General features: G+C 47.7%; 21 protein-coding genes and 1 other RNA gene. 4 read left to right on the forward strand and 18 right to left on the reverse strand.

What is annotated here, in order from left to right:
* Positions 1-15 precede the first annotated feature (15 nt).
* On the reverse strand, positions 16-1,923 hold the full coding sequence (gene glgB, locus A7975_RS31285) for a 1,4-alpha-glucan branching protein GlgB (RefSeq protein WP_053376793.1): 1,908 nt from the start codon (positions 1,921-1,923) through the stop codon (positions 16-18).
* 703 nt (positions 1,924-2,626) lie between these two features.
* Between glgB and A7975_RS31290 the strand changes: the two genes are divergently transcribed.
* A complete protein-coding gene (locus tag A7975_RS31290; RefSeq protein WP_053376794.1) occupies positions 2,627-3,520 on the forward strand; it encodes a PAS domain S-box protein in 894 nt (297 codons plus the stop codon).
* A 2-nt stretch (positions 3,521-3,522) separates the two neighbouring features.
* On the opposite strand, the gene helD is transcribed toward A7975_RS31290, so the two are convergent.
* Positions 3,523-5,850, reverse strand: coding sequence for an RNA polymerase recycling motor HelD (helD, locus tag A7975_RS31295; protein WP_065387748.1), 2,328 nt, complete (start codon positions 5,848-5,850; stop codon positions 3,523-3,525).
* A 241-nt stretch (positions 5,851-6,091) separates the two neighbouring features.
* On the opposite strand from helD, the gene A7975_RS31300 reads away from it, so the two are divergent.
* Positions 6,092-6,817, forward strand: coding sequence for a queuosine precursor transporter (locus A7975_RS31300; protein ID WP_053376796.1), 726 nt, complete (start codon positions 6,092-6,094; stop codon positions 6,815-6,817).
* A gap of 60 nt (positions 6,818-6,877) precedes the next feature.
* Here A7975_RS31300 and A7975_RS31305 read toward each other — a convergent pair whose 3' ends face one another.
* Both A7975_RS31305 and A7975_RS31310 read right to left on the reverse strand, forming a co-directional pair.
* Positions 6,878-9,217, reverse strand: a complete 2,340-nt coding sequence (locus A7975_RS31305; RefSeq protein WP_065387749.1) for a poly(ethylene terephthalate) hydrolase family protein — start codon at positions 9,215-9,217, stop codon at positions 6,878-6,880.
* Positions 9,208-9,996 (reverse strand): ABC transporter ATP-binding protein, encoded by a 789-nt coding sequence (locus tag A7975_RS31310; RefSeq protein WP_176707850.1) that lies wholly within the window; start codon positions 9,994-9,996, stop codon positions 9,208-9,210. Before A7975_RS31310 ends, A7975_RS31305 begins: the two co-directional genes overlap by 10 nt.
* A 110-nt stretch (positions 9,997-10,106) precedes the next feature.
* Between A7975_RS31310 and A7975_RS31315 the strand changes: the two genes are divergently transcribed.
* Positions 10,107-10,736 carry a GTP pyrophosphokinase gene (locus A7975_RS31315; protein ID WP_053376798.1) on the forward strand — a complete coding sequence of 210 codons (630 nt, stop codon included), beginning with the start codon at positions 10,107-10,109 and terminating at the stop codon, positions 10,734-10,736.
* 60 nt (positions 10,737-10,796) lie between these two features.
* On the opposite strand, the gene A7975_RS31320 is transcribed toward A7975_RS31315, so the two are convergent.
* Genes A7975_RS31320 through A7975_RS31330 form a run of 3 tightly spaced genes read right to left on the reverse strand, consistent with a single transcriptional unit; the run spans position 10,797 to position 12,002 of the window.
* Positions 10,797-11,228 carry a hypothetical protein gene (locus tag A7975_RS31320; RefSeq protein ID WP_053376799.1) on the reverse strand — a complete coding sequence of 144 codons (432 nt, stop codon included), beginning with the start codon at positions 11,226-11,228 and terminating at the stop codon, positions 10,797-10,799.
* A gap of 6 nt (positions 11,229-11,234) precedes the next feature.
* The gene (locus tag A7975_RS31325; protein WP_065387750.1) at positions 11,235-11,447 is read right to left on the reverse strand and encodes a DUF1540 domain-containing protein; all 213 of its coding nucleotides are present in this window, start codon (positions 11,445-11,447) and stop codon (positions 11,235-11,237) included.
* 54 nt (positions 11,448-11,501) lie between these two features.
* The gene (locus tag A7975_RS31330) at positions 11,502-12,002 is read right to left on the reverse strand and encodes a YpuI family protein (protein ID WP_053376801.1); all 501 of its coding nucleotides are present in this window, start codon (positions 12,000-12,002) and stop codon (positions 11,502-11,504) included.
* Between the two features lie 181 nt (positions 12,003-12,183).
* On the opposite strand from A7975_RS31330, the gene A7975_RS31335 reads away from it, so the two are divergent.
* Entirely contained in the window at positions 12,184-14,031 is a 1,848-nt protein-coding gene (locus A7975_RS31335) for a S8 family peptidase (RefSeq protein WP_053376802.1), read from the forward strand.
* A gap of 69 nt (positions 14,032-14,100) precedes the next feature.
* Here A7975_RS31335 and rnpB read toward each other — a convergent pair.
* The 11 genes from rnpB to A7975_RS31390 all read right to left on the reverse strand — a co-directional run bounded on the left by rnpB (position 14,101) and on the right by A7975_RS31390 (position 26,728).
* An RNA gene (rnpB, locus tag A7975_RS31340) (RNase P RNA component class A) lies at positions 14,101-14,508 on the reverse strand.
* Positions 14,509-14,596: 88 nt separating this feature from the next.
* Positions 14,597-15,718 carry a Nif3-like dinuclear metal center hexameric protein gene (locus A7975_RS31345; protein ID WP_065387751.1) on the reverse strand — a complete coding sequence of 374 codons (1,122 nt, stop codon included), beginning with the start codon at positions 15,716-15,718 and terminating at the stop codon, positions 14,597-14,599.
* Positions 15,694-16,467, reverse strand: a complete 774-nt coding sequence (locus tag A7975_RS31350; protein WP_065387752.1) for a tRNA (adenine(22)-N(1))-methyltransferase — start codon at positions 16,465-16,467, stop codon at positions 15,694-15,696. Before A7975_RS31350 ends, A7975_RS31345 begins: the two co-directional genes overlap by 25 nt.
* Positions 16,467-17,303: a hypothetical protein gene (locus A7975_RS31355; RefSeq protein ID WP_065387753.1), complete on the reverse strand. Its 837-nt coding sequence runs from the start codon at positions 17,301-17,303 to the stop codon at positions 16,467-16,469. Before A7975_RS31355 ends, A7975_RS31350 begins: the two co-directional genes overlap by 1 nt.
* Before the next feature lie 122 nt (positions 17,304-17,425).
* Entirely contained in the window at positions 17,426-18,556 is a 1,131-nt protein-coding gene (rpoD, locus tag A7975_RS31360; RefSeq protein WP_053376806.1) for an RNA polymerase sigma factor RpoD, read from the reverse strand.
* A gap of 18 nt (positions 18,557-18,574) precedes the next feature.
* Positions 18,575-20,428 carry a DNA primase gene (gene dnaG / locus A7975_RS31365; protein WP_053376807.1) on the reverse strand — a complete coding sequence of 618 codons (1,854 nt, stop codon included), beginning with the start codon at positions 20,426-20,428 and terminating at the stop codon, positions 18,575-18,577.
* Positions 20,429-20,469: 41 nt separating this feature from the next.
* Positions 20,470-20,931: a YaiI/YqxD family protein gene (locus tag A7975_RS31370; protein WP_065387754.1), complete on the reverse strand. Its 462-nt coding sequence runs from the start codon at positions 20,929-20,931 to the stop codon at positions 20,470-20,472.
* A gap of 89 nt (positions 20,932-21,020) precedes the next feature.
* Positions 21,021-21,836 (reverse strand): pyruvate, water dikinase regulatory protein, encoded by an 816-nt coding sequence (locus A7975_RS31375; RefSeq protein WP_053376809.1) that lies wholly within the window; start codon positions 21,834-21,836, stop codon positions 21,021-21,023.
* 28 nt (positions 21,837-21,864) lie between these two features.
* Entirely contained in the window at positions 21,865-23,946 is a 2,082-nt protein-coding gene (gene glyS, locus A7975_RS31380; RefSeq protein ID WP_053376810.1) for a glycine--tRNA ligase subunit beta, read from the reverse strand.
* Positions 23,939-24,826: a glycine--tRNA ligase subunit alpha gene (gene glyQ / locus A7975_RS31385; protein WP_053376811.1), complete on the reverse strand. Its 888-nt coding sequence runs from the start codon at positions 24,824-24,826 to the stop codon at positions 23,939-23,941. The genes glyS and glyQ overlap by 8 nt, the downstream gene beginning before the upstream one ends.
* A gap of 360 nt (positions 24,827-25,186) precedes the next feature.
* On the reverse strand, positions 25,187-26,728 hold the full coding sequence (locus tag A7975_RS31390) for an MDR family MFS transporter (protein ID WP_082198577.1): 1,542 nt from the start codon (positions 26,726-26,728) through the stop codon (positions 25,187-25,189).
* Positions 26,729-26,759: the final 31 nt, after the last annotated feature.

Genomic DNA, 26,759 nt, shown 5'->3' on the forward strand with positions numbered 1-26,759 from the left:
GACACCAACTCCCTCTCAATGTGTATCCCCCAGATCTAAGGTGATGAACTGGAATGTAAAGGGGGGTAAATGAAGCGCAATGCTCTGATCGTGACCGTGCCAAGCGACGTTTTCGCTGCTGTAGCATAGCTGTGTTTGTGTTTCCGTTCCGCCAAATTGCTTGTCATTGCTATTTATGAAAGAGCGATAAGAACCTGGCTCTGGAACACCGATACGAAATGGCTGATAGTCATTTCTAGAGAAATTGGCAATGATGATGGAAAAGCTGGATTTTCCGCGGCGGATAAAGGATATGACAGATTGTGCTGAATTATGAACGTCAATCCATTCAAAGCATGCGGGATCGCTGTCTCGCTCCCAGAGCGAAGGCTCATTCTTGTACATATGATTGAGCGACTTTACATATCGTTGCATGCTGCGGTGCGTATCGTAATCGAGGAGCATCCAGTCGAGCATATCGCCGTCTTTCCACTCGTCGAATTGACCAAATTCACTGCCCATAAATAACAATTTCTTGCCGGGATGCGTCATCCAATATCCGTAAAACAATCGCAACTGCGCGAATTTTTCTTCATAGCTTCCAGGCATTTTGTTTAAGAGCGAGCGTTTGCCGTGTACAACTTCATCATGTGAAAGAGGTAGAACATAATTTTCAGAGAATGCGTATAGGAGCGAGAACGTGATGAGATGGTGGTGGTGCGAGCGTTCGGCCGGATCGAGCGCCATATAGCGCAGCATATCGTTCATCCAGCCCATATTCCATTTAAAATTAAATCCGAGGCCGCCTCTGTAGGTTGGTGCTGTGACTGCGGGCCAAGCGGAAGAATCTTCAGCAAGCATAAGGGTATCGGGGTAATAATGAAACACCGTTTCATTGAGCTTCTTGATGAAGCGAAGAGCATCTAGGTTGTCTGGCCCGCCGAGGTAGTTGTAAGTGTGCATTTCTGGCGGTTTGTCCATATGTAAATTAATCATGCTGGCGACAGCATCCACTCTCAAGCCGTCGATGTGATAGAGATCCATCCAGTACATGGCGTTGGAGATTAGAAAGCTTACGACCTCATTTTTGCCAAAATCAAAGGCAAGCGTTCCCCAGAGCGGCTTCTCAGCGCGCTTAGCGTCAGCACCCTCGAAGATCGGCTTTCCGTCAAATAGACGCAAGCCGTGATCATCCTTGCAGAAATGTCCAGGTACCCAGTCTAAAATAACACCGATCCCGGACTGATGGCACTTGTCAACAAAACGCATCAATTGCTTAGGCGTGCCGTATCTGCTTGTTACGCCATAAAATCCAGTAATTTGGTAGCCCCATGATTGATCAAGTGGATGCTCTGAGATGGGCATCAGCTCGATATGGGTATAACCCAATTCCACTGTATAAGGAATCAAATCATCAGCCAATTCATCAAACGTAAAAAAGTCTTCTTTGCCTTTAATCTTCCAAGAGCCTGCGTGTACCTCATAGATAAGCAGCGGATTCGAATAGGCTGGAAGCTCCCGCTTCTGAAGCTGCCATTCTTCATCCTCCCACTCATAACCGCGCAACTCCGCTACGATTGAGGCCGTACCAGGCCGAAGCTCGGCAAAAAACGCATACGGATCAGCCTTGCGAATGACGTTCCCTTCGGAAGTCACAATCTCGTATTTGTACAATTCGCCTTCGCCGATCTTTGGAACAAACAAGGTGAAGATGCCCGTCGTACCGATACGTTCCATCGGATGAAGCTTCCCATCCCACTTGTTGAAACCGCCGATAACTCGAACCTTTGCTGCATTTGGAGCCCATACAGTAAATCGGACGCCATCATTTCTGCCCACACGGACGAGGTGCGCACCCATAAAACGGTAGCTGTGATAAGAGCTGCCTTCGTTAAATAAATAGAGGTCCTTGTGCGATAATCCGTTAGGTGCCGTTTGAACCATTCGTGGTTTCACCTCCCAGTTGGATGATCTATGAATAGGCAAAAAACAGCTGTGCTTGATTTACCGTAACCACATTATACATGGTTTGATGAAAAAAACACAGTTGTTTTCATAGATATTCGACAGCTTCATTTATCTTATGTCAGATTTCGTGACATTGATCTGACCTGTCCCCATTACACGCTGTATGTAATAGTGCTTAGAACAATAACCTTTCGTAATCGATAGTTTAGGACAATTGATCCATTTGCAGTTCGGGGCTTGCTTCTCGCGTCGAGGCCTTACAGTATGGGGATCTCCGTGGCGCAGCAGTCGTTGATGATGCATGGCGCACAAATCCTTCGCTTTAATCGGCTTCAAACAGTTTTCTATGCTGCATTGGTTCATATTCAGTCTCCCCTGTGTGTTTGCCTGATAGCTCATACCTATTGATAGAAGTTGTCTGCTATCCATATTATCGGGAAATGAAAATAGAATAAAGCCTGCTGTACGTTTGTTAAGAGCGATTAATTACAAGCAAAACACCAAATGCACGTGATTTGTAAGCGTTAAGCTACCGAGTTTAATTAATTAAACCTAAAACGCCCATTTGAATCACTGAAACGAAAATGTCAAATTCATGGGCTTGTTTGTCCCCTTCGGCTATTTTATACTTTTACTTGTTTGTTAAGGAACGGAATGGTAGTTAGAGGAGTGTTCATTTTTGTCGATTTATAGCCAAATTTTTCAACTGATGGATCAGCCGATGATTCTCTTGAGTCAAAATGACCGAGAGGTGCGTATCGATGATGCCAATCAAGCCTTTCTCCGGTTAACCGGCTACACGCTTGCGGAGCTGCAATCCAAAAAAAGCAGCTATTTGCTTAAAAAATATAAAATTGATAATTCCAGGCAAGTATTAAAAAGCGAAGTAAACATCTATACGAAGCTGAAGCGCCAAGTCACCGTTCGCATTGATCAGCAGCCCTTGCCCAAATCCAGCCAAGATGAACGTATTCGCGCATTTGTTATTTTTGAAGACTTAACCCCCTACAAATGGATTGAGCAGAAAGCGGAACGAAACAAAGTATTGATCAGCGGTATTGTGGACAGCCACCAGCATGTCCGTTTTGTGAGAGATGGCCTCGCTCCCCTGTTGTTTGAAGCGGATCGCAACTTAAAGGACGAGACGCTCATGCAGTTTATCGCCGATACGGATCACGGTTCCATGAGAGAAGTGCTCCGGGAAGCCTATCAGTATAAAAAAGAGAAAAGCATAACGATTACAACAAGCAAGCAAAGCGGCATTGAGCTTGAAATGTCCGTCACGCTCGCCCCTATCATCGACGGCTATGGCGACGTGTCCGAGTTTGCCTTCGTGATCTGGGATTTACGCCCCATAGACAACCAAATCGACGCCTCGGTAAAGCTCCGCATTTGGATGGCCAAAAGAGATATAACCGCAGGTCACCTATCTGCCTTAACCGGCATCTCGATTCAAACGATATCGAAGCTGCGCAACGGAAAAATATTAAAGCCCCAAAGGCTCACAGCAGAGCTGATCGCTTCGGAGCTTCAAATTGAAGTTCATGAGATATGGTCGGAAATAAGAAAATAAAACTAACGGATAAATGACGTGAGCTCATCGGTATAAAACAGATGCAGCTCATGCATGGCTCTTGTGCAGGCCGTGTAAAACAGCTTTCTTTCGCTTTCATGCCCGTAATAGGATTGGCTGGCGTTGCTAATAAGCACCGCATCAAACTCGACGCCCTTGGCGAGATAAGAAGGAATGACGATAATCCCTTTCTCAAAGGTAACCGTTTCTTTCTCGACCAAACGCAGCTTAGGCAGATGAGTCTGCAAGGCTGCGTGCACGCGTTTGCTTTCAGCAGCTGTTTTGCAAATGACCGCCACCGATTGATAGCCCGACTGCACCAATTGATCGATTCGGTCCTTCATCTTGTTCGCTAGCTGCGATTCATCATCAGCTTTGGTAATCGTTGGCTCTTCGCCGTCACGGTTAAATGGCTCGATTTGGTCGCCTCCGTCAATCATTCGGCTCGTGAAGGCTACGATTGGCCGCGTAGACCGGTAGCTTCTAGTAAGAATGATCTTCTCCGTTTCTTCCTCGCTGTAAAGCTCCGATAAAGGATCGAATCCGTTGCCTGCGACGGCATGCGCGAATATCGACTGGTTAAGGTCACCGAGCACGGTCATTTTGCAGTTAGGAAAAATGCGCTTTAGGTAGTGATACTGGAACGGTGAATAATCCTGAGCCTCGTCGATAAACAGATGCTTCACCGACGTATTCGTATGGAAGCCTTCCAGTTTTTCTTTTAAATACAAAAATGGCGTCGCATCCTCGTAGAAAATATTCCCGCTTTTAAGCATAACAAGCGTTTGCTCGCTGATCTCCTTCCACTTGTCCGGGAGCTTATGCTCGCTCGCGTTCACGCGCTCCAGCAGGGAATGATTGTTTTCAAACAAGCGCCTGTAAATCGCGGGCACATCCAGAAAGGATAAACGCTTCACCCGTCTGCGCAGCTTTTTGAATTTCGCCTGCACGACCATAGCCGCTAAATACTCATGCTCCGCATCAAAGTCATCAAAGGAATTGCCGGCAAAACGATTTTTTCGCTGCAGTTCTTCAAAGGCTTTGGCATACGCCTCTTGGTCCAGCAGCTCGATCTGATCCTTAACCCATTCCTGCTCGCGCTCTTCTCGGCTTAGTCTCGTAAGCTCCTTCAACATCCATTCAGCCGTTAAGCGCATGCGGTTGCCGATTGAAATGGAACGGTCGTTTTTATAAAATTGCTCCGCAATGTCCGATTGGGAAATGAGCGTACGCCCCTTAAAGGTGACGGCTTTAAAAACCAACCCTTCTTGGCCAAGCGCGGCAGCGTAGCCATCGATCAGGCGCATAAACTCGGCGCCGGATTTGTAGGTAATGCCGGCGATTCTAGCCTCATATTCGCTGTCATGATCAGCGGCGAGCGTATATTCCATCTGTGAAAAAGGGTCCTCTAACGCAAATGTTTGTCCAAGCCTGTGCTCAAGGTATTGCTGATACGTCGTTTGCTGCATATTTTGTTCGCCAAGCTCAGGCAGCACCGTTGCTACGTAGCTGTTGAACATCGGATTGGGGGAAAATAAAACGATTTGATCGGCATTCAGCCAGCCCCGATAACGATAAAGCAAATAAGCCACGCGCTGCAATGCAGCAGACGTTTTCCCGCTTCCAGCCGCGCCTTGTACGATGAGAAGACGCGCGCGCTCATTACGAATGATCCGGTTCTGCTCCCGCTGAATGGTGGCGACAATGCTCTTCATCTGAGCGTCGGATTGCTTGCCCAGCACCTCTTGAAGCAGCTCATCGCCAATGGTAACGCCCGTATCGAACATGCTGCGAATCTGTCCGTCACGGATAATATATTGCCGCTTGAGCAGCATTTCGCCGTTTATCGATCCGCTCGGCGTTTCATATTTGACCGGTCCCGGGCCGTAATCATAATATAGGCTGGAGACAGGCGCGCGCCAATCATAAATTAAATAATCATAGCCGCTTTCGTCAAGCAGCGAGCCCACGCCTAAATAAATCGGCTCCGAATTTGTTTGTCCTTGCTCCACAAAATCGATTCGGCCAAAATACGGGGAATGCTCCAGCTTTAATAGCGTTTTGAGCTGTTCCTCGGCATGGCGATGGCTTCTTTCGCGCTCCGACAGCACCTCTGCCTGCTGCTTCATGCTCGCGTGCGATTCAGCTGATTCTGCCGCATCCTCAAAATTGAGCGTTACGTCATCCCAGAAATTACGACGAATATCAACAATATCCTCGCGCATCCCGCCTACCTGTTTTTGAAATTCCTCTATTCGCGAGCGGATGATCCCCGTCACGCCATTTACACGCTGCTGCTCTTGCTGCAACTGTTCATTTGGATTCGTCATGATAACACTCCTTAACTATTTAGTAAGGCTAACCAGTACATAATCATACCATTCCTAAAACGGAACATCCATTCTACCATCTTCTGCCGCCTATGTGAAACGCCTTATGAAAATCTATTGCCGCGCTCATAAGAAGCGTTTATAATGACAAAGGCAGAAAAACAGGTCAATTGATACACTATACTTGCAATCCGCGGTTCGAAAACTCCCGCGTTATCAAAACTAGGAGGTTACATGTAAGATGTTTAATTTGTGGTTTGGCGCGATCTTTATGCTCGTGCATTTTTCGTTATTTCTTTTATCCTACCGTTTTTTCGGGCGGATAGGCATATACGCTTGGATCGGCATGGCCACCGTGCTTGCCAATATTCAAGTAGTCAAAACAATCGATATCCATGCTTTTGGCATGATTATAGCGATTACGCTCGGCAACACCATGTACGGCACGATTTATTTAGCCTCTGACCTATTAAACGAGAAATATGGCGAGAAAGCGGCTAAAAAAGCGGTATGGTTTGGTTTCTTCACCCTTATTGCCACAACTATTATTATGCAAATGGCGCTGCTCTTTAATCCGCTGAACGAGCCATTTCCGCTTGAGGTTCAGGGCGCGCTGGAAACGTTGTTCGGGCTTATGCCTCGCATTGCCTTAGCTAGCTTGTGTGCTTATTTTGTCAGCCAGTTCCTTGACGTTAAGATCTATTCTGTATTAAAACGTCTGTGTCCTGCTCCAAATCAGCTCTGGATTCGCAACAATGGAAGTACGGTAGTAAGCCAGCTTGTTGATACGTTCATTTTTTGTACGATTGCATTCGCTGGCGCTGAAGGCTATGACAATAAGCTTTGGCTGTCGATTTTCTTGTCGACTTATGTCATTAAATTTATTGTTTCCCTTGTTTCGACACCGTTCTTATATGCGGCAAGAAGCTTCACCTTCAAAGAAGAGAAGGAAAGCTCGGCTGCTTAAGTTAAATAAGGATACAAAAGCGGGACTGCCTTCTGCCAGGCATCCCGCTTTTTTTTATCCTTATGGCATAAATCCAATATCATCGAGCATGACTTTCCCGGATTCGCTCACGAACCGGAACGTAATCCGGCTGATTTCTTGAGCCAAAATCGGCTTCCCCTCCGTGCCAAACTCATCTATAGGCAGCACATAGGTTTGGAACACAGGCTCTGTCGCTTCTTTGTATTTCTCTTCCTTTATTCGCTCTTCCAGCCAAGACAGATTCATAAAGGCTGTGTATGCTGGCGGAGCTACTGGCATAATATCGTCTAGCACCAGCTCCACACTTTCCCCGTTCACCGTTGTTAGCTCGATTTCAACTGCTGGCAGCGGCGGCAATCCCGTGTCCGCAGCGGCGGCATCTGCGTCATTTGCAGCGTTTGACGTTTCAGCTTCATCTTCTGCAACCACTTGCGAGGCAAGATCACGCTCAAGATTGGCCATAGAGAACACAAGATTGCCTTCCGTTAAACCTTCTGCCTCGATACTCGTCTTAGGAGAAAGCTCCAGCTCATATTGTGCCCCGGGTTTATTCCATTCCAGTTCGATTCCTTTTGTGCCTTTGTTTTTCCCGTCGCGGTCCTCGGCAGATTCAATCTGCCATTCCTTCATGCCTGTCGCAGTAGCCTTGCCTCCGTCCTTAAGCACCGTTTTCCGTTTGCCATCGTCATAGCGGGCGATTTCGGTAAAAGCGGATTGCTCGTATCGATTCACATATGCCGTTTCCGGCAGCCATGCTAATCCCGTGCGATAGTCTTTAAACAAAGGCTTGTAGCTCTCGTCTCCGAGTAATGTCGCTTGCAGAAATGCCGAGACATACACCTTTGATATTTGGCGCTGCTCCTCAGCTTCCAATAGATCCTGGCGATTCAAGAACAAGCCGCCGGGCGGGCGCTCATCCATCCTTCCCCAGTCTGAATTGAATTGGCTATGGTTCGCGTCAGCTATATATAATGCCGCTTTGAACTTATCCGATTGCTCCGTGAAGGCTGTTCTGCCGTACTGGCGATCGCCGTAAAAATTGTTCACGTCAGCATCTCTAGCCCCTTGAAGCGTTAAATAGTTAACATCGGTTAACCGGGCAGACTTATCATCTACCTGCTTGTCCGTAGGCGCGATCGCGATTACGGATTGGATCGAAATGTCTTTTAGGCTGTTCATTGTTTTATCCTCTTTGAACCACCGCATGGCATCCGCTGCCATCGCAACAGCCTGCCCGCCTCGCGAGTGCCCGATCAAGGCAACCTTGTCTAAATCTACGCGATCCGAAAAAGGATTTCCTGCTGAATCGTTTAACTGCTTGATTTGCTGCAAATGCTTTAATAGCAGCCAAGCACGCACCTTCATATCATTATTGGGAATTCCCGACCATACCGAATAATTAAGAAAATTTTCATCGACGGAAACGGCTATAATGCCTTTGCTGGCAAGCATTTCACCAAGATAGCCATATCCGCCGTCAGAAAAATCTTCCATAAGATGGTTGCCGTGAACCATTAGCGCAATTGGAAACGGGCCATCACCTTCTGGCATCCAAACCCGACCATTCAAAGGAAGATCATGCTCATCAAAACCCCAAAACTTTGTTTTGAGTGATGACCATTTGCTTATATGGGCAGACGCATCGACTGGGGTAGTCTTCACACCGACTTCATCCGCAAAAATCGCTCTATGCTTGTCTTGCCCGCTTCCATAAGTAAAGGCTTGGAAAGTAAATGCTCCCTGCTCCGCAGGATTGGGCAAGTCCAAAGAAACAACGCTATCGGCTAATTGATCGTTAAACGTGCTTTCCCTTTGCGGCACAGCCGCTGGTCCCGGCCAATCAATAAAGACATAACCAAAGGCTATCAAACAGGCAAAGCCAAATGCAAGAAGCGCCTTGCTGCCCGGTTTTATTCGCATTTTGAATAGTAATCCTAGTAAAATTCCAGCAAATGCACCTGCTAGTGTGAACGCCAATGAAACGACAATCGACATCATAATGCCAAGTTCGGCAAAATATAAGATTATATATGTTTCAACGAGCACAAAGATCCAAACTGCTGTGAATCTTCGCGGCAAAGGCAGATACATTAGATTCAAAAGGAATGATAGCAAGATAGCAGCTATGCTCATAGCAGCAGCGTTAATAGCTAAAAATATAATGATGTCTATTGCTGTGCCAAGACCTGTCGGCATCCCAAGGACAGCAGCAAGCATCGATAAGGATCCGAACAAGGCGGTGCTGCCGGTAGCCGTTCGCCATACGAGATGATCACGGGCATTTCTTGTTACATACCGGTTTGTTAGCCATGTTTTCGTTTTTTCCCACTTGCTTGGTTCGTATCGTTGTATTTCCGTGTCTTGTAAGCCTAATTCCATAAATCCCCCTTCACAGACAGCCAGTTTCTCCCGTCTCGACGCTGAATATCTACCGGCACTTCAAAAAACTCGCTCATTAGAGCTGAAGTCAGCACGTCGGACGTTTCATTGGCTGCGAAGACTTGTCCTTCCTTAATTAATAACGTCTTCGTAAAAACGGGCAAAATCTCCTCAACATGATGCGTCACATAAATGATCGTCGGCGCATTGCTCTCGGCCGCAACGGCAGCGACCATCTGCAGCAGCTGCTCCCTCGCAAATACATCAAGGCCGGTACACGGTTCATCCAAAATCAAAAGCTTCGGCGACGCCATTAGCGCCCTAGCGATTAAAACGCGCTGCCGCTCTCCTTGTGACAATGTATCATAAGTCCTCTCCATCAATGCCGTACAGCCCAGCGCCTTCATTAAAGCTTCCGCTCGGCCGAGATCCTCTGAATCGGTTTGGTCATACAAGCCAATTGTAGCAAATTTGCCGCTAAGCACGATCTTTATCGCTGTTTCGCTGCCATACAGCTTCTGCTGCAGCGAGGTGCTGACCCAGCCAATGCTTTTGCGAAGCTCGCGCAAATCAAACTCCCCAAACGTTTTGCCGAGCACCGCCATGCTGCCTTCAGTTGGCCATATATACCCATTTATCATATTCAGCAGCGTCGTTTTCCCAGAGCCGTTTAGCCCAAGCAGGCACCAGTGCTCGCCTTCGTTCACCTGCCAATTTATATTTTTCAAAATTTGTTTATGGTTTCGATCCCAAGATACGTTATGAATGTCAATAATCATCGTTTAGTCTCCTATCTGTTGACAGCTCTGTTTGGTGTAAATTTGACTTGGCCTATAATATCGACCATTATAAGCATATACATAAACGTTAGTTCAGGAGTGATCTACAAATGAAAACCAATCAGCTAAAGCAATGGGCTCATTTTTTTCTAACTTATAAATTTGCGCTTGATGCCGTAGAAACGAAACTTAACATTCTAAATGAAGAATTTCAATTTATTCATGACTACAATCCAATCGAACATATGAAGACGAGAATTAAAGCGCCGGAAAGCGTTATGCAGAAGCTGCAACGCAAAGGTCTAGATATAACGCTTGAGGATGCCAAAGAGCATATCCGCGATATTGCGGGGGTGCGCGTGATCTGCTCCTTCTCAACCGATATTTACCAAATCGTCGATATGATTAGCAAGCAAAGCGATGTTAGAGTCGTTGAGCTTAAGGATTATGTGATCAATCCGAAGCCTAATGGCTACCAAAGCATTCATTTGCTTATTGAAATTCCAGTATTCCTTACGGATCGGACGGAAAACGTTCTCGTCGAAATTCAGATCCGCACAATTGCGATGGATTTCTGGGCGAGCTTGGAGCACAAGATCTATTATAAATTTAATGAGCAAATTCCGCCACATATTCAGGAGCAGCTTAAAGGCTCGGCCGATATGATCCATTTGCTGGACAGGCAAATGCTGGCATTAAATGTAGAGGTGCAGAAGCATCGTGAGCAAGCCTTGAAATAACAAAAAAAGAAGCCCCTTCCCATTCGCTGGAAAGGAGCTTCTTTTTTTATTGCATATTAGTTAGGTAATCGCATAATAAAAGGGCACGATAATTAAATTTAATGCAAGTGCAATTAATCCGATCGCCATAGACCAACCACCGAGTCCGCGTGCGCCTTGTCGATAAGCGATGAAGCCAAGCACGGCTGCTGTAGCTCCCATCAATACCGGCCAAATAAACCATGACACAATCGCAAATACGAGTGACACCCAGCCAAGCGCATAACCGCCTGAACGAGCAACTTCCCGTTCTCCCCGATCTGTTCGTTCCACTTCAACGTACCGGTCTTCTCTCCGCTCCCCATGCACGCCAGAATTGCCTATTGCAAAATCCGCTGCCATTTCTTCATTCACATCAAGCAAGCGATCCGACCCCACTATAGGATGGCTTTTTTCCTCAAAATCATCACGATCATCCAGCAATTGTTTATAATCATCCTCATATTTACCCATCGACCATCACTCCTTTGGTTTAAAGGTAAGACAGCAAGTTGACTTGGACTGCTCCGCTTGGTCTTGATGATAAAGCCCGAGGTCATCCCCGGCAAACTCTTCGTTTAAATGGGCGTTGGCATGCTGATCAATTTCAACATTGATTGCACTTGCCCCGCAATTGTTGCCTTCCTTCCAGAAGCTGCAGTTAGCGACACTACAAGTCACGCCTTTTGGCATAAAAAAATCACCTCCACTATCAAGTTTCCCTGACCGGAGGTGATTCATTCTGCCTTATTTTTGTCCTTGCATGCGGCGCTGCGTCATGTAGTCATTTTCGTAGTAGGCCAATTCGTCACGCAGTTCCTCGAAAATTTTTGAAACGTTAAGTACGATATCGCGGGAGTCGCGGCTCGGTTTGAAACGGAAACGAATTGCATCTTGACCGGTATACGCGTAACGGCCATCCTCGGAATAACACTCATTCTTCGGGTAGAAAAACGCGCTTACGCATTGATGGTAAACCTCATACAGCACCCGTTCCGCATAATCTGTATCAAAATTGGGGCGTCTGAGCAAAACTCCCAGTTTTTCAACCGCGACTTCAGAAAACACCAATAAATGTCTCAAATCGGATAATAGTCCTTTATAGAACGTTTGTGCTTCTTCACCTTGATCATCATTAGTTAATGTAAGCAGAGAATTGTTATTCAGAAACGGTTCAAGTTGATTTACCGCATCCTTTAGCTTCGTTCGAGTTGAATCAGTTAGCGATTTGACGTTAGCAGATGGCATATAGGTAGTTCCCCTTTCATAGTCCAAACACACGTAAAAACTACAGTCATCAATATCGTACCACAAATTACATGGAAGTGGTACTGGCGATTGACTCTTTTGTCCGCATATTTTCCGCTTTGAAACCCGAACCTATAGATTAGACACAGCCCAATTAGAACGATCAATGGAGGTTTCAAGCATGTCTAGAAAATGGATTGGTGCCCTTACAATTTTAGCCTTAGCTGCACTGCTTATACCTACAACGTCAATATTTGCTCCAAAGGATGTCAAAAAAACGCCTCAAAGCTCAAGCTTCTCTGTTAAGCGTGAGCACACGCTCAAAATGGCTACCCTACAAAATGACATGAAGGCAACTTCCATGCTTTGCACAACGGAATGTTCCAAAGATTTTCAAAAGCTTATGAGCACAAGCATGGGCTCCAAACCAGCAGCAGATGAAAAAATCAAGCAAATGATGCACGAGCACATGCACATGTCCTATATTAGCTGGATTTCCGGCAAACGCAGCGTTAACCGCGGTACATTGCCCGCCACGGAAAAAGGCCAAGTCGAAACGTATGTCGCCGAGGCCAAAGCACAAGTAAGCAAAGGCGCAAAATATGAATCGCCTGCCTTCACAGCGAAAAACGGCAGTCGCTACATGGTGCTTGGCGTGCCTGATTCCAAGCACGCCAGCATCGGGGTTGTCGGCGTCATTAAGCAGGATATTGTAAAGTCTGTCGAGAAGCACCAATTGCGTAATCTCAGGCTTGTTCCATATCCAGCCGAAGGCAATTACAAAATTGAATCCGTGAAGCCGAACTCAACGACCGATACGACGGTCCGCACCGGCGAAGACAATGGCAATGCCAGCCACTATCATGTACGCGATGTCGTTGTCCATTTCACTAAGCCGCTTACTCCGGACGAGCTTGATCGCGTGAAGAAGGACATCCGCGCCGAATCGGTCAAGCAAGTCGGAGATACGTTTATATTCCGCTCCAAAAACATTGAAACGGATCAGCTTGTCCAATATTTCAAGCAATCTTGGAATACCGAATATACAGAGCCGCATTACCTGTATATGACGAATGAAACAACTGATGCCATCATTCCAAACGACTCGCTCTATTCGGAATACCAATGGAATTTACCGTCCATCGAAACCGAGAAGGGCTGGAATGTATCCAAGGGCAATGACCAAGTTATCATTGCTGTGCTTGATACCGGCGTGCAAAGCAATCACCCTGATTTAAAGGGAAAAATTACGAAAGGCACCAATATCGTTAATGAAGGAGCAGACCCGGATGATGATGTAGGCCATGGTACGCATGTATCAGGCATTATCGGAGCCGTCGTTAACAATGGCGAGGGTGTGGCCGGACTATCCTGGTATAACAAAATTATGCCGGTCAAGGTACTCGACAGCAGCGGTGCAGGCTCTACCTATTCCGTTGCCCAAGGAATCATTTGGGCGGTTGACCACGGCGCCAAAGTCATTAACATGAGCTTAGGCAACTATGCGCAGGCTGACTTCCTTCACGACGCCATAAAATATGCTTATGAGCATGACGTCGTTATGATCGCTGCCAGCGGTAATGATAATACGGATCGCCCAGGCTATCCTGCTGCTTATCCGGAGGTATTCGCTGTCGCTGCAACGAACAGCAGCAAGGAGAAAGCTTCCTTCTCCAACTATGGCGACTACATTGACGTTGCCGCGCCAGGCGACAGCATAGCGAGCACCTATCCAGGCAGTCAGTACGCAGCGCTATCAGGCACTTCTATGGCAAGCCCGCATGTTGCGGCACTTGCAGGTTTGATCCGTTCCGTCAATCCGGCGCTGTCCAATGTCGAGGTCATGGAGATTATGCGTAAATCAGCGATTGATTTAGGAGATAAAGGCAAGGACAACTATTTTGGCTATGGCGAGATCGATGTCGACAAAGCGCTTCACGCTGCTTCAAAATTCGGAGGCGCTCTTCAAACCTATCCGGATCAAGTTAAACGCAGGCTGGATCACATCGTAACGAAATACGAGCATTAAGTTCTTTAAACAATAAAGCACCCATCGCATGCGATGGGTGCTCTTTGTTATTATAGTTAGTTAGGTCGTGCGGAAAGTTTGCCGTAAGCCGGGTTCTGTACTTCTGGTGGTCCAAACGGGAACGACCCTCCCACGATGAAGCGACAATCATCTATCTAGGCCGCACATTGCTATACGGCTCCAGCAACCAACCCGGACGCGCCTCAGGCTAAGGCTGCAGCTTAGGGGCTGCGGCGTCCTCTCGGTCTTGCTCCAGATGGGGTTTACCAGGAACATAGTCACCTATGCTCCTCGTGGTCTCTTACACCACGGTTCCACCCTTACCTGTACCGGCTCTAAAGCCGGCCATCGGCGGTCCATTTCTGTGGCACTATCCTTCAGCTCGCGCTGACTGGACGTTATCCAGCATCCTGCCCTGCGGAGCCCGGACTTTCCTCTCGCGGCAACAAGGCCGCCAGCGATTGTCTGTCAAACTTTCCGTAGCGTCGATAAGTATACAAGATATTTCACAAAAGTTCAACCCTATAGTAAATGCCAACTTCGCCAAACGAACTTTAAATGAGTTTTATACAAAGGTAAAGGGCTCTGTATTCAGTGTTGAAGCGATCACTTCTGTTTCTGATTTGCTGCTCGCAAGCTGCTTGCTTAGCCAATCCGCAACCTGCTGCTTCATAACCTTCTCGATGTTATGGCCAGGATCAATAATAGTCATGCCTGCCGCAAGCGCGTCATGCGCCGTATGGTAATCGATATCTCCGGTTATAAGCACATCCGCACCGGCAAAAACCGCATGCCGCACATACCGGGCGCCCGAGCCGCCAAGCACAGCAGCCTTCCGCACGACGCGGTCAAGCGGTCCGACGACGCGAACTGCCGGCACATCAAATATTTGCTTAGCCTGCTCAGCAAGCTCTCCAAGCGTCACAGGCTGCACAAGCTTGCCTGCTCGGCCTAGACCAAATGAACGGCCTTTCAAATCAATTGGATAAAGATCATAAGCAACCTCTTCGTAAGGGTGCGCCTTCAGCATCGCTTGCACCGTTTTGCGGTGAACGCTGTAGGGAACGATCGTCTCAATTCGGATCTCATCAACCTGCTCCAGCTTGCCTTGCGCTCCGAAAAAAGGCGTTGTACCCGGCCCGGGAACAAATGTGCCAGTCCCTTTTATGTTGAAGCTGCAATTGCTGTAATTGCCGATCTCGCCTGCGCCTGCGCGCCAAATCGCTTCCAGCACTTGCTCTTGATGGCTCTCCGGGACAAATACGACAAGCTTGTAAAGCTTATCCGTATGGACCTCCTCTAAGCATTGGCGCCCTTCTGGAACGATACCGATAAGATCAGCAAGCCAATCATTAATGCCTCCGTCCGCTACATCGAGATTCGTATGCGAAATGTAAACCGCAATGTCATTTTTGATAAGCTTCTCATATAAGCGTCCGGCAGCCGTCGACGTATCAAGCTTAGCCAGCGGGCGATAAATAATCGCATGATGCGCGATGATCAGCTCAGCGCCATGTTCAATCGCTTCATCTACGACAGCGTCGGTAACATCAAGCGCAACCAGAATCTTCGTAATCGGCTTATTTAATGTGCCGAGCTGAAGCCCTATTTTATCATTTTCAACCGCATAGTGCTTTGGAGCAAGCTGCTCCATCAGCTGAATTACGGTTTGACCGTGGGCAAACATAACAAAACCTCCTCAATCACATGCTTCTCCGCCAAAAATTGTTCACGCTTGCTAGCGGACTCCGGTAGCTCAGAGCCGGCAAGCTGCTCGCAAATGCGATCAAGCTTATTTAGCTCATGGCGCCACTTTTTGAACAGCTCCGGCTTTGGATCACGTAGCAAATAAGGCCCCATTTGCTTCAATACTTTAAAAATCGTATCCGTCTCAAGGCTAAGCTTCAAGAAGCTTCCATCATACAGCTCGCTATTGCGACTTTTGGCATCCGAAGCCTTGATCGCATGCATAACCTCATAGATTTTACCGTCTTCCTCAAGGATACTCTCCGCGGTTAACTGCCAGTCATGCAAAAGCAGCCATTCGCGCACCGCTTCCTCCCCAACGTTGGGCTGCAGCACTAGCTCCTTAACCCCTTCAAGCTTCCCTGCTGCCCGTCCAGCCTCGAGAATGGAGCTCATTAGGCTGCCGCCCATCCCGGCAATTGTGACGGTGTCAGCTTCGCCAGGCTGCAGCACGTTTAATCCATCGCCTTGGCGAACGGTTAGGCGGGCAGTTAAGCCGGCGTCAGCGCCTTGTTTTCTTGCAGCCTCGAAGGGACCAAGATTTAGTTCCCCTGCAATCGCAGAAGGACATTTATCGATTTGAAGCAAATAAACCGGAAGCATCGCATGATCGGAGCCGATGTCAGCGACACGCGAGCCTGTCGTTACATAATCCGCAATACGCTGCAGACGTCTTGAAAGTTTTAACATTATACAACCCACACCATCCATTTTTTTCGCATAGAAAATAATAATATCCCGCCGACTGCAATTTTTATGATGAGCTGCAACTGCAGTAGAATAGCATCATCTACAAACATCATCGCATAAAGCTCAGGCATAAACCAAACGAGCGCACAAGTCAAGAATAGTACCGCGGACACCTGCTTCGACCACCGGTTGACAAACCAGCTGCTCCAGCCGAACAAACAAGCGATCGGAAGCCAGTAAAGCTGAACTTCATACCATTTGGAATGCTCCATGAATTGCGACAGCAGCCAAGCGTAAACGAGCAGAGCAGCCAGCCAGCCACACAGATGCAAAATGGGAATGCGCGCTGCAATGCCATAAATGACCCAAAAGAGCGAGCAGAAAGCAAGCAGCCCCGTTTTCCAGCCCCATTGATCCAGGCCGTGGACGTTCAGCATATACAATCCGCCGCCTAAAATCAAAAGCATGCCCGTGCTCGTTATGGCCAATCCAGCCGCTTCATTCCGCTTGCGAAGCCGTTGCCCAATCCTTAGAAAAACGCCCGCTCCGCCTATCACGACAGCCATTTGCAATAAAGGATGAAATTCGTTAAAATAAAGCACAACAAAGGAAATTAAGGTAAAAGTTCCAAATGTAAGCAGCCATTGCATGCCCGTTGCTCTTGAAACAGCAGCAATCGCTTTTCCTACTGTATGATGCTGTTCTTTGGTTGTATGGATCGTTTCTTGATCAGCATATAAATTCAGCAGAAAGTCACAATATTGATCCGGCAGCAGCTTGCTTCTCCGCCAGTGATCAATTTCTTTCACGATAATTTGCCGACGATCCTGATTCATAGAATCCCGCTATCCTTTCGGTCGACTTGCCTATCCACAAGTCCTTATGTATAAGGTCTGTTTCTTAGAAAAAAGACCTCGCTGCACGTGCAGAAAGGTCACTATTGTATAACATAAAGTTTTTATTCGAGAAAATCCTTCAAACGTTTGCTGCGGCTTGGATGGCGCAGCTTGCGCAAAGCTTTAGCTTCAATTTGACGGATACGCTCGCGCGTAACGCCAAACACTTTGCCAACCTCTTCAAGCGTTCTAGTGCGGCCGTCATCAAGACCAAAGCGAAGACGCAGTACATTTTCTTCTCTCTCGGTCAAGGTGTCAAGCACATCCTCTAGCTGCTCTTTAAGGAGCTCGTATGCAGCAGCATCAGCTGGAGCAAGCGCTTCTTGGTCTTCAATGAAATCTCCAAGATGAGAATCATCTTCTTCCCCAATCGGAGTTTCCAGCGATACCGGTTCTTGCGCGATTTTCATAATCTCGCGAACCTTCTCGGTGCTAAGCTCCATCTCAGCAGCAATTTCCTCTGGCGTCGGTTCGCGTCCAAGTTCTTGAAGCAATTGACGGGAAACCCGGATCAGCTTATTAATCGTCTCAACCATATGAACCGGAATCCGGATCGTACGTGCTTGGTCAGCAATCGCGCGAGTAATGGCTTGACGAATCCACCAAGTTGCGTACGTACTGAATTTAAAGCCCTTTTGGTGATCGAACTTCTCAACCGCTTTGATCAGACCCATGTTGCCTTCTTGAATCAAATCAAGGAACAACATGCCTCTGCCGACATAACGTTTTGCGATACTGACCACGAGGCGCAGGTTTGCTTCCGCAAGTCTCCGCTTTGCTTCTTCGTCGCCATTCTCAATCCGTTGTGCAAGCTCAACCTCATCATCCGCAGAAAGAAGTGGAACTCGGCCGATTTCTTTTAAGTACATCCGTACCGGATCATTAATTTTAATACCCGGTGGCAATGCAAGATCATCATCGAAATTGAAGTCGTCCTGCTCACGCTCTTGCTCTTCCCCTTGGGCTGCGAGTGGATTTTCTTCGTCGTTTTCGTTCAGTACCTCAATCCCAAAATCATCGAGCTGTTCGAAAAATTCATCAATTTGTTCAGGGTCTTGATCGAACGGAGCCAACTTATCCATAATTTCTTTATACGTCAAAGAAGATCTCTTTTTACCTTGTTCGATCAATTGATCCTTCACATGATCCAGTTTTTGTTCGGTATCTAGTTCAGTATGTTGATCATTCGCCATGTTCCGACTCCCTCCCCCCTAGAAACGATCTTCCTGTCGCCCTTTAAGCTGTCTCTCTAGGGTTATAATCTCACTTGCTATTTGTGCTGCTGCCAAAAAATCGCCGGTACGCTCAGCACGTACCATCTCTTCCTTTTTGCGCTCGATATCCCGATATTGCGGTACTTTGATAATATCCTGGATATAAGCGTCCATTGTTGTTTCGTCGAACGGGAAGTCACCGTCCATCATCAGAATAGATGCAGCTGCGCGTTCTAATCGGTCGTCGTGCAGTGTTGCAATAAATCGGCTGACATCCGGATCGTAGCCCTGTGCAAAATAAGCGTATAAATAAGCAGCAAGCGCTGCATGATCCTCCACATTAAACGCATCGCCCAGCCGTTCATGTACCGATTGAGCCACTTCCCTATCCCGCATCATAACATGCAGCAACCTTCGTTCGGCATGAGTGTAAGCGGGCATAAGAGTGGGCGGTCCAGATTTTCTGGGCTTTTCATTCCTACCATTATTCCACGAATTGTCGTTATTATCCCCTTGCGGTTTCTTTTTTTGCAGCTCCTGTCTGATTTGGTGACAGTCCTGCTTCAAGGCGTCAAGGGAGATATCGAACTCGCGGGATATTTCTTTCAAGTAGACCTCGCGTTCCGTTGAAGAATCAAGCTCCGCAACAATTTGCACTGCTTCAAGCAGATAATTTTTTTTACCTTCTTCTTTTAGCAGTATATGGTTTTTCCTTGAATATATAAGCTTAAATTTTGTTACAGATACCGGTTGATCCATGGTTTCTCGCAAGAATGCTTCCGGTCCATATTCGCTTATATAATCATCGGGATCCTTTCCTTTCGGAAGCATCGCCACCGATACTTTCAAGCCAGCGCTCTCTAGCATCGGAATTGATTTAAATGCTGCTGCTTGTCCTGCGTCATCTCCGTCATAGCATACAATAACCTCTTCAGCCTGCCGCTTAAGAATCGCGCAATGCTCATCGGTCAAAGCCGTGCCCATCGTTGCAATTCCGTTTTTCACGCCTGCACTCCATGATTTGATGACGTCCATGTAGCCTTCAAACAATACGACTTGCTTGCTTTTGCGGATGGCTGGCCGCGCATAATGCAAGTTGTATAGTGTCCTGCTCTTCGTAAAAAGCATCGTCTCCGAGGTATTCAAGTATTTCGGCTGTCCTTCGCCTATAATGCGACCCGCAAACGCGGTAGCTTTGCCGTCTCGATCCCATATCGGAAACATGATGCGATTGCGAAACCGATCCACATACCCGCTCCCGTCTGATTTAGCCGAAAGCAATCCGCCTTTTTCCATTAAAGCCAAATCAAAGCCGCGATTCGTTAGAAACCGAGCCAGCAAGTCCCACTCCTCAGGAGCATAACCGATCATGAAATGATCGATCAGCTTATCGGTGAGTCCGCGTTCCCGCAAATACTGCTTTGCAGCTTGTCCTTGCTTCGTATTATTGAGCACATGATGGTATAGCTTAATGGTCAGCTCATGCGCCTCAATGATCTTGGCTCGATCCGCATCATGCGGCGTCGATTTGCCCCCGTCGGGCGTTGCCCAAGTGACGGGCATTCCTGCGTCAGAAGCGAGCACGCGTACCGCCTCAGGAAATGAATAACCTTCCATTTCCTCAACAAAGCGAATGACGTTGCCGCCTTTGCCGCAGCCATAGCAATGGTAAATTTGGAGCTCCGGCGTAACCGTAAACGAGGGAGTCTTCTCCGAATGGAACGGACATAACCCCTTCATATATTTGCCGTGCTTCGTGAGATGAACATATTTCCCGACCGTCTCTACGATGTCATAATGCTTGCGTACCGCATCAATGACCTCTTCCGGTATTTTATTACCGTATGTCATCGTTCATCACCTTCATCCTAGTAACACGTAAATAATATTCGCTATACGTCATGGTTCTCCTGCTCATTTCGCAAAACTTTTGTCAACTTTTGTTGAAAACGATCACGATCGTCATTATTCATCGCTTTCGGGCCTCTTGTTTTGCCTCCGGTACGTCGACGTTTTGCAAGCTCATGTCTACGCTCCATCAAATAATCGATGTTTTCATCCGAGTATTGCTCTCCCCTAGGAGACAATACGATGGCGCCTTTGCCGATCGCTATGCATGCCAGTCCAAAATCCTGCGTTACGACGATATCTCCGCGAACGATATGGTTCACGATGTACAGATCAACGGATTGATTGCTTCGATCCACCTGGACGATTTCCACGCCAGGCTGCGGCTCAAGGCGATGATCATGAGAGGCGACCATCAGCACGCGAACCGAGAAACGTCTCGCCGTCTCGCCTATTTCAGATTTTACCGGACATGCATCCGCGTCGACCACAATAGTAGGTTGCATTAGTCGAATATGAGATCACCGCTCGAATTCAAATTCTTATCCTGTACTATTATATACGGCATAACTATAAAAAATCCTGCCTCCTGCCGTTAAGGCATTCGTACATATTCCATAATTAAGCTTGCCGTTTCTTCAACCGCCCGGTGAGATACGTCTATGACGACGCATCCGAGCTGCTTCATGATGGTATCGGCATAATGAAGCTCCTTCTCTATACGGTCAGGAGTCGCATAGGATGCATTATTCGGCAAACCAAGTGCTTTGAGCCGTTCCTTACGAATCGTATTTAAATAAGGCACTCCAATTGTAAGCCCGATTATTTTGCGTTTTGGAAGCTTAAACAATTCGTCAGGCGGCTTTAGCTCCGGCACAAGCGGTACATTGGCAACTTTAAATTTTTGATGCGCCAGATACATGGACAAAGGTGTTTTTGAAGTGCGCGATACGCCTACAAGAACGATATCGGCTTTCAGAACACCGGATGTATCCCTTGCGTCATCGTATTTTACAGCAAATTCGACAGCCTCTACTTTTCTGAAGTAGTCCGCGTCAAGAACATGGTTAAGACCAGGCTCTTGACGGGATTTGCGCCCTGTTCGCTGCTCCAGCGTTTCGATAAAAGAGCCCAAAAGGTCGATGGCGACAACGGCGTAGGTTTCAGCCAGCTTCCGCATGCAGTCGCGAAGATGCGGAATAACTAGCGTATACAACACAATTGCATCGGCTTGCTTAGCCTGCTCTGCGATCCGCTGGAGGCTGGCTTCGTCCGTAATAAAAGGAGCTCTGCGGATATCTGTATTAATCGGATGAAACTGTGCAATCGCCGCGCGTACAACAAGCTCCCCTGTGTCTCCTGCGGCATCGGATACCACATATACGATCACTTCCGGATTAGAACGAGACATGATCCATCATCCTCCCTTACTGGGCCTATTACCAAACTAGCTTCGAGAAATCGGCAACAATCGCAATATCTTCAGCGATTCCTGCAAGCGTAGACAGACGGTTTGCGCGTACAGCTTCATCCGGCGCCATAACCATAACCTTCTCAAAATAAGTATGAATAAAAGGCTTCAGAGATGACAAGCTTTGAACGGCTTTTGCCATATCGCCGCTTTCAATCGCCGATCTAAATGCCGGCCGCTGCTGCAGCCATTTCTCATAAAGTTCTGTTTCTACCTGCTCTGCAAACAAAGCCGGATCAACCGTTGTGCCATCTGCTTTGGACCCCAGATTGCTGACGCGGTTAAACTGTTCAACCGACAGCTTGAACTCTGAACGGTCATCGCTGGCAGCCAGCGCTTGCACAACCGTAGCACGCTCGATTGTTGATTTCAGATCGGCAAAGCCCGAAGCCATAACCGCATCTATGACATCATAACGAACGCCTTGCTCAGACAATACGTTTTTAACACGAAGCGCGAAGAAATCGGAAAGATCCTTGCGAATTTCCGCAGCGTCGCGTTTTAGGCCGCGAGCTTCATGCACGGAAAGAGCCGCGTCATACAATTCGTTCAACTGCAGCTTGAGACCATGTGCCAAAATAATTTGCACGATGCCAGCCGCTTGTCTGCGGAGTGCGTAAGGATCTTGCGAGCCGGTCGGGATAATGCCGATCGAGAAGCAGCCTACGATCGTATCTATTTTGTCAGCTAAGCTTACGATTGCTCCCGTAATTTCAGATGGCGCTAGATCGCCCGCAAAACGTGGCTGATAATGCTCGTTAATCGCTTTCGCCACCGCTTTGCTCTCTCCTGCTTTCAGAGCATAATCCTCACCCATGATGCCTTGAAGCTCTGGGAATTCATATACCATTTGCGATACGAGATCGAATTTGCAAATATCGGCGGAGCGGCTAATCTCCTTCGTTACCTGCTCATCCAGCAGCAATTGCTTGCTAAGCAGATCGGAAGTAGCGCGAATCCGTCTTACTTTGTCAGCTACGCTGCCAAGCTCTTCATGGTACACGATATTTTCAAGCTTCGAGAGAGCATGCTCAATCGTAAGCTTATGATCTTCCTCATAGAAAAACTTCGCATCCGAAAGCCTTGCGCGAAGCACCTTCTCGTTACCTTTTGCAACAAGCTCAATCGATTTCAAATCGCCGTTGCGAACCGTTACGAAGAACGGTTGTAGCTGGCCTTCCCCATCAAATACCGGGAAATATCTTTGATGCTCGCGCATCGAAGTAATCAGCACTTCTTGCGGGATTTGAAGGAATGCCGGATCAAAGCCGCCAAACAAGACGTTTGGATATTCAACCAAAAACAGCACTTCTTCGAGCAAATCTTCCTTGATTGCGATCTCCCAGCCTTTTTCCTTCGCTAGGCGATCAATCTGTGCAACGATTAGCTGCTCACGCTCGCTAACGTCTGCGATAACATGCTGTTCGCGCAGCCGTTCCACGTATTCGGCAGGTGCCGACACAGTTGCTTCTTTTCCTAGGAAGCGATGTCCGCGAGATACGTTTCCTGTTTGGACGCCCGTAATTTCAAACGGAATCACATCTTGGCCAAATAGCGCAACCAACCAGCGGATTGGTCTTACGAATCGAAGCTCATAGCTTCCCCAGCGCATATTTTTCGGGAACGACATCGACGTAATAAGCGATAGCAAGCCCTCTGGCAATACGGCTGCCGTCTCTGCGCCGATGCTGCTCTTGTTGGCATATACATATTCAACGCCAGCAAGCTCTTGGAAATAAAGCTGTTCGGGCTCCACGCCTTGACTGCGTGCGAAGCCTAGCGCAGCTTTGCTCCAATTGCCTTGATCGTCTTGCGCGATTTTGCGTGAAGGACCTTTTGCTTCCTCATTCATGTCGGATTGCTTCTCAGCAACTTCCTGAATCAGAACCGCAATTCGGCGAGGAGTCGCGTATACGTTAACTTCGCCATGCTGAATGCGGGAATCCGCCAGCCATTTCACCATTTTATCCTTAAGCTGATTCATAGCGCCTCGAACAAAGCGAGCCGGTACTTCCTCTAGACCAATTTCAAGCAATAAATCTCTAGTCATGCTGCTCCACTCCTTTCTTCAGCAACGGGAATCCAAGACGTTCTCTTTCCTCAAAATAAGTCGATGCGCAAGCGCGCGCTAGATTTCTAACCCTTGTAATGTAGCCTGTTCTTTCCGTTACGCTGATCGCGCCGCGAGCGTCAAGCAGGTTGAACGTATGCGAGCATTTCAACACATAGTCGTAAGCCGGAAACACAAGATGATGCTCCATCGTTTTTTTGGCTTCTTCCTCGTACATGTTGAACAAGGAGAACAGCATCGCTGTATCTGAAGTCTCAAACGTATATTTGGAATGCTCGTATTCTGGCTGCTTGAAGACGTCTCCGTACGTTACGCCCTCTACCCATTCCAGATCGAATACATTCTCTTTTTGTTGGATGTAAGAAGCAAGACGCTCCATACCGTAAGTGATCTCTACTGCAACCGGATTAGCGTCAATGCCGCCAACCTGTTGGAAGTATGTGAATTGCGTAATTTCCATGCCATCAAGCCATACTTCCCAGCCAAGGCCCCAAGCGCCAAGCGTTGGCGACTCCCAGTTATCCTCAACGAAGCGGATATCATGGTCATTTGCATCGATGCCAAGCTGCTTCAAGCTCTCTAGATAAAGCTCTTGAATGTTGTCTGGCGACGGCTTCAAAATAACTTGGAACTGATGATGCTGGTAAAGACGGTTCGGATTCTCGCCATAACGGCCATCTGCCGGACGGCGGGAAGGCTCCACATAAGCTACATTCCATGGCTCAGGACCAATGGAACGCAGGAAGGTCATCGGGTTCATCGTTCCCGCACCCTTCTCCACGTCATAAGGCTGCACTAGTATACAGTTTTGCTCGGCCCAGAATTGCTGCAGCGTCAAAATCATTTTTTGAAAATTCATTACTGACCCTCTCCTTTTTCCTCTGTTTTCGTCCTGTTCCGGACATTTTCTGGCAAAGGCGAAGACATGCAAAAAACTCCCGTCTCTACGCCTGCTGCCAGACGTAGGGACGAGAGTTATAATCCCGCGGTTCCACCCTACTTGGTTAGCTCGCTTTCGAGCAAACCCTCTTTGTTCGATACGACTCCGGAGTGCCCGTTCACCGCTTTGTCCAACTGGGCTTTCACTATTCCCAGCTCGCTAATCTTGTCGACACGAAACGATTACTTTCTCCATCATTGCCCAATATTTATATTGCACTATTTTATGCTTCTTTAGCGCAATTGTCAAACAAGGAATTCAAACAACGTCACCCAAAGATTAGTGGCCGCGAATCTCTTCAGCAGGAATCGCTTTGCCGGTACGGTTACCGATAATATCCTTCATGCCTGCGTTACCCATCATAAGCACACAAACCAAGGCTAGACCTGCGGGAACGATCGACCACAGAAACGTTACCGACACCGATTCGGACAGAGCCGCAACGATTTTCTCCATAATTGGCGCCGGAATTTCCGCACGCTTCTCAGGCGATAGCAGCTCGCGGGCATTTTCCGTCATCGGGCCGGCGCCTTCGCTTCCAGCAAAAGCATCGGCCATGCCGCTCGTAAAATGATTCCGCTGAATGATGCCAAATATCGTAATGCCGACTGTCATTCCAAGCGAGCGAACGAACGACATCGTGGAAGTGGCGCTTCCCCGCTGTCTCATATCGAAGCCGTGAATCGACGACATGCCAAGAACCGAGAAGGAGAAACCGATTCCGAAGCCTGTCAGGAACATATACACAGACAACATAAAGCGTGTCGTGTCCGGCGTAATCGTAGAAAGCAGTACAATGCCCGCGATGAAGATGACAGCGGATAACGTCATTACGTTCCGGTACGGCATTTTGTTAGCCAGCACGCCGCCCAGCTGTGCTGCGATAACGGAGCCAAGCGTCATAGGCAGCAAAGTTAAGCCTGCGCTAACCGCTGTTCCGCCAAAAACACCCTGCACGAACATCGGAATGTACAAAGCTGCTGTAATAAACGCCGCGCCATAAAATAAGCCGGCACCCGTGCTTGAAGCAAACAGACGCTGCTTAAACATGTTGAATGATATAATTGGCTCGGCTGCTCTCGTTTCCACGAATAAGAAAATGCCAAGCAGTACGGCAAATCCGGCAAACAAGCCAATAATTTGCGCAGAATCCCAAGCGAATTCCGAACCCCCAAGCTCAAGGGCGAACATGAGACAGACAATTGACCCAACAAGCGTCGCAGCGCCCCACCAATCGATTCTTTGTTTGGAATGGGAATGCGATTCCTTATAGTAAATAACGATGAAAGCAAGAGCGACAAGCCCAATCGGTACGTTGATATAAAAAATCCAGCGCCAATTGATGTATTCCGTTAAGTATGCCCCTGCTAGCGGTCCGAACAAGCTTGAAGTGCCAAATACGGCTCCGAACAAGCCGCCCATTTTTCCGCGCTTCTCAGGAGGAAAAATATCAAAAACAATAGCAAAAGCAATTGGCATCATAGCGCCGCCGCCTATACCTTGGATAGCGCGGTAAATGGTCAATTGAGTAATCGACTCCGCCGTGCCGCAAAGCACCGATCCAAGTAAAAACAATGTAATGCCTAATACGAAAAAACGTTTTCTTCCGTACATATCCGACAGCTTTCCGAAAATAGGCATACCCGCCATTTCCGTTACGAGATATGCGGATGTAACCCATACATATTTGTCCAAACCGCCTAGATCGGACACGATGGTAGCCATGGCGGTTGACACGATCGTATTATCGATCGATGCGACCAATATGCCAAGTAAAAGCCCGGCAACAACGAATCCCAGCCTATTTTGCCTTGCTGACATCAGGTGAATCCCTCCAATTAAATACTAGTCT

It is taken from the genome of Bacillus sp. FJAT-26390, assembly GCF_001682865.1.
In the GTDB taxonomy this organism is placed as follows: domain Bacteria; phylum Bacillota; class Bacilli; order Paenibacillales; family Paenibacillaceae; genus Pristimantibacillus.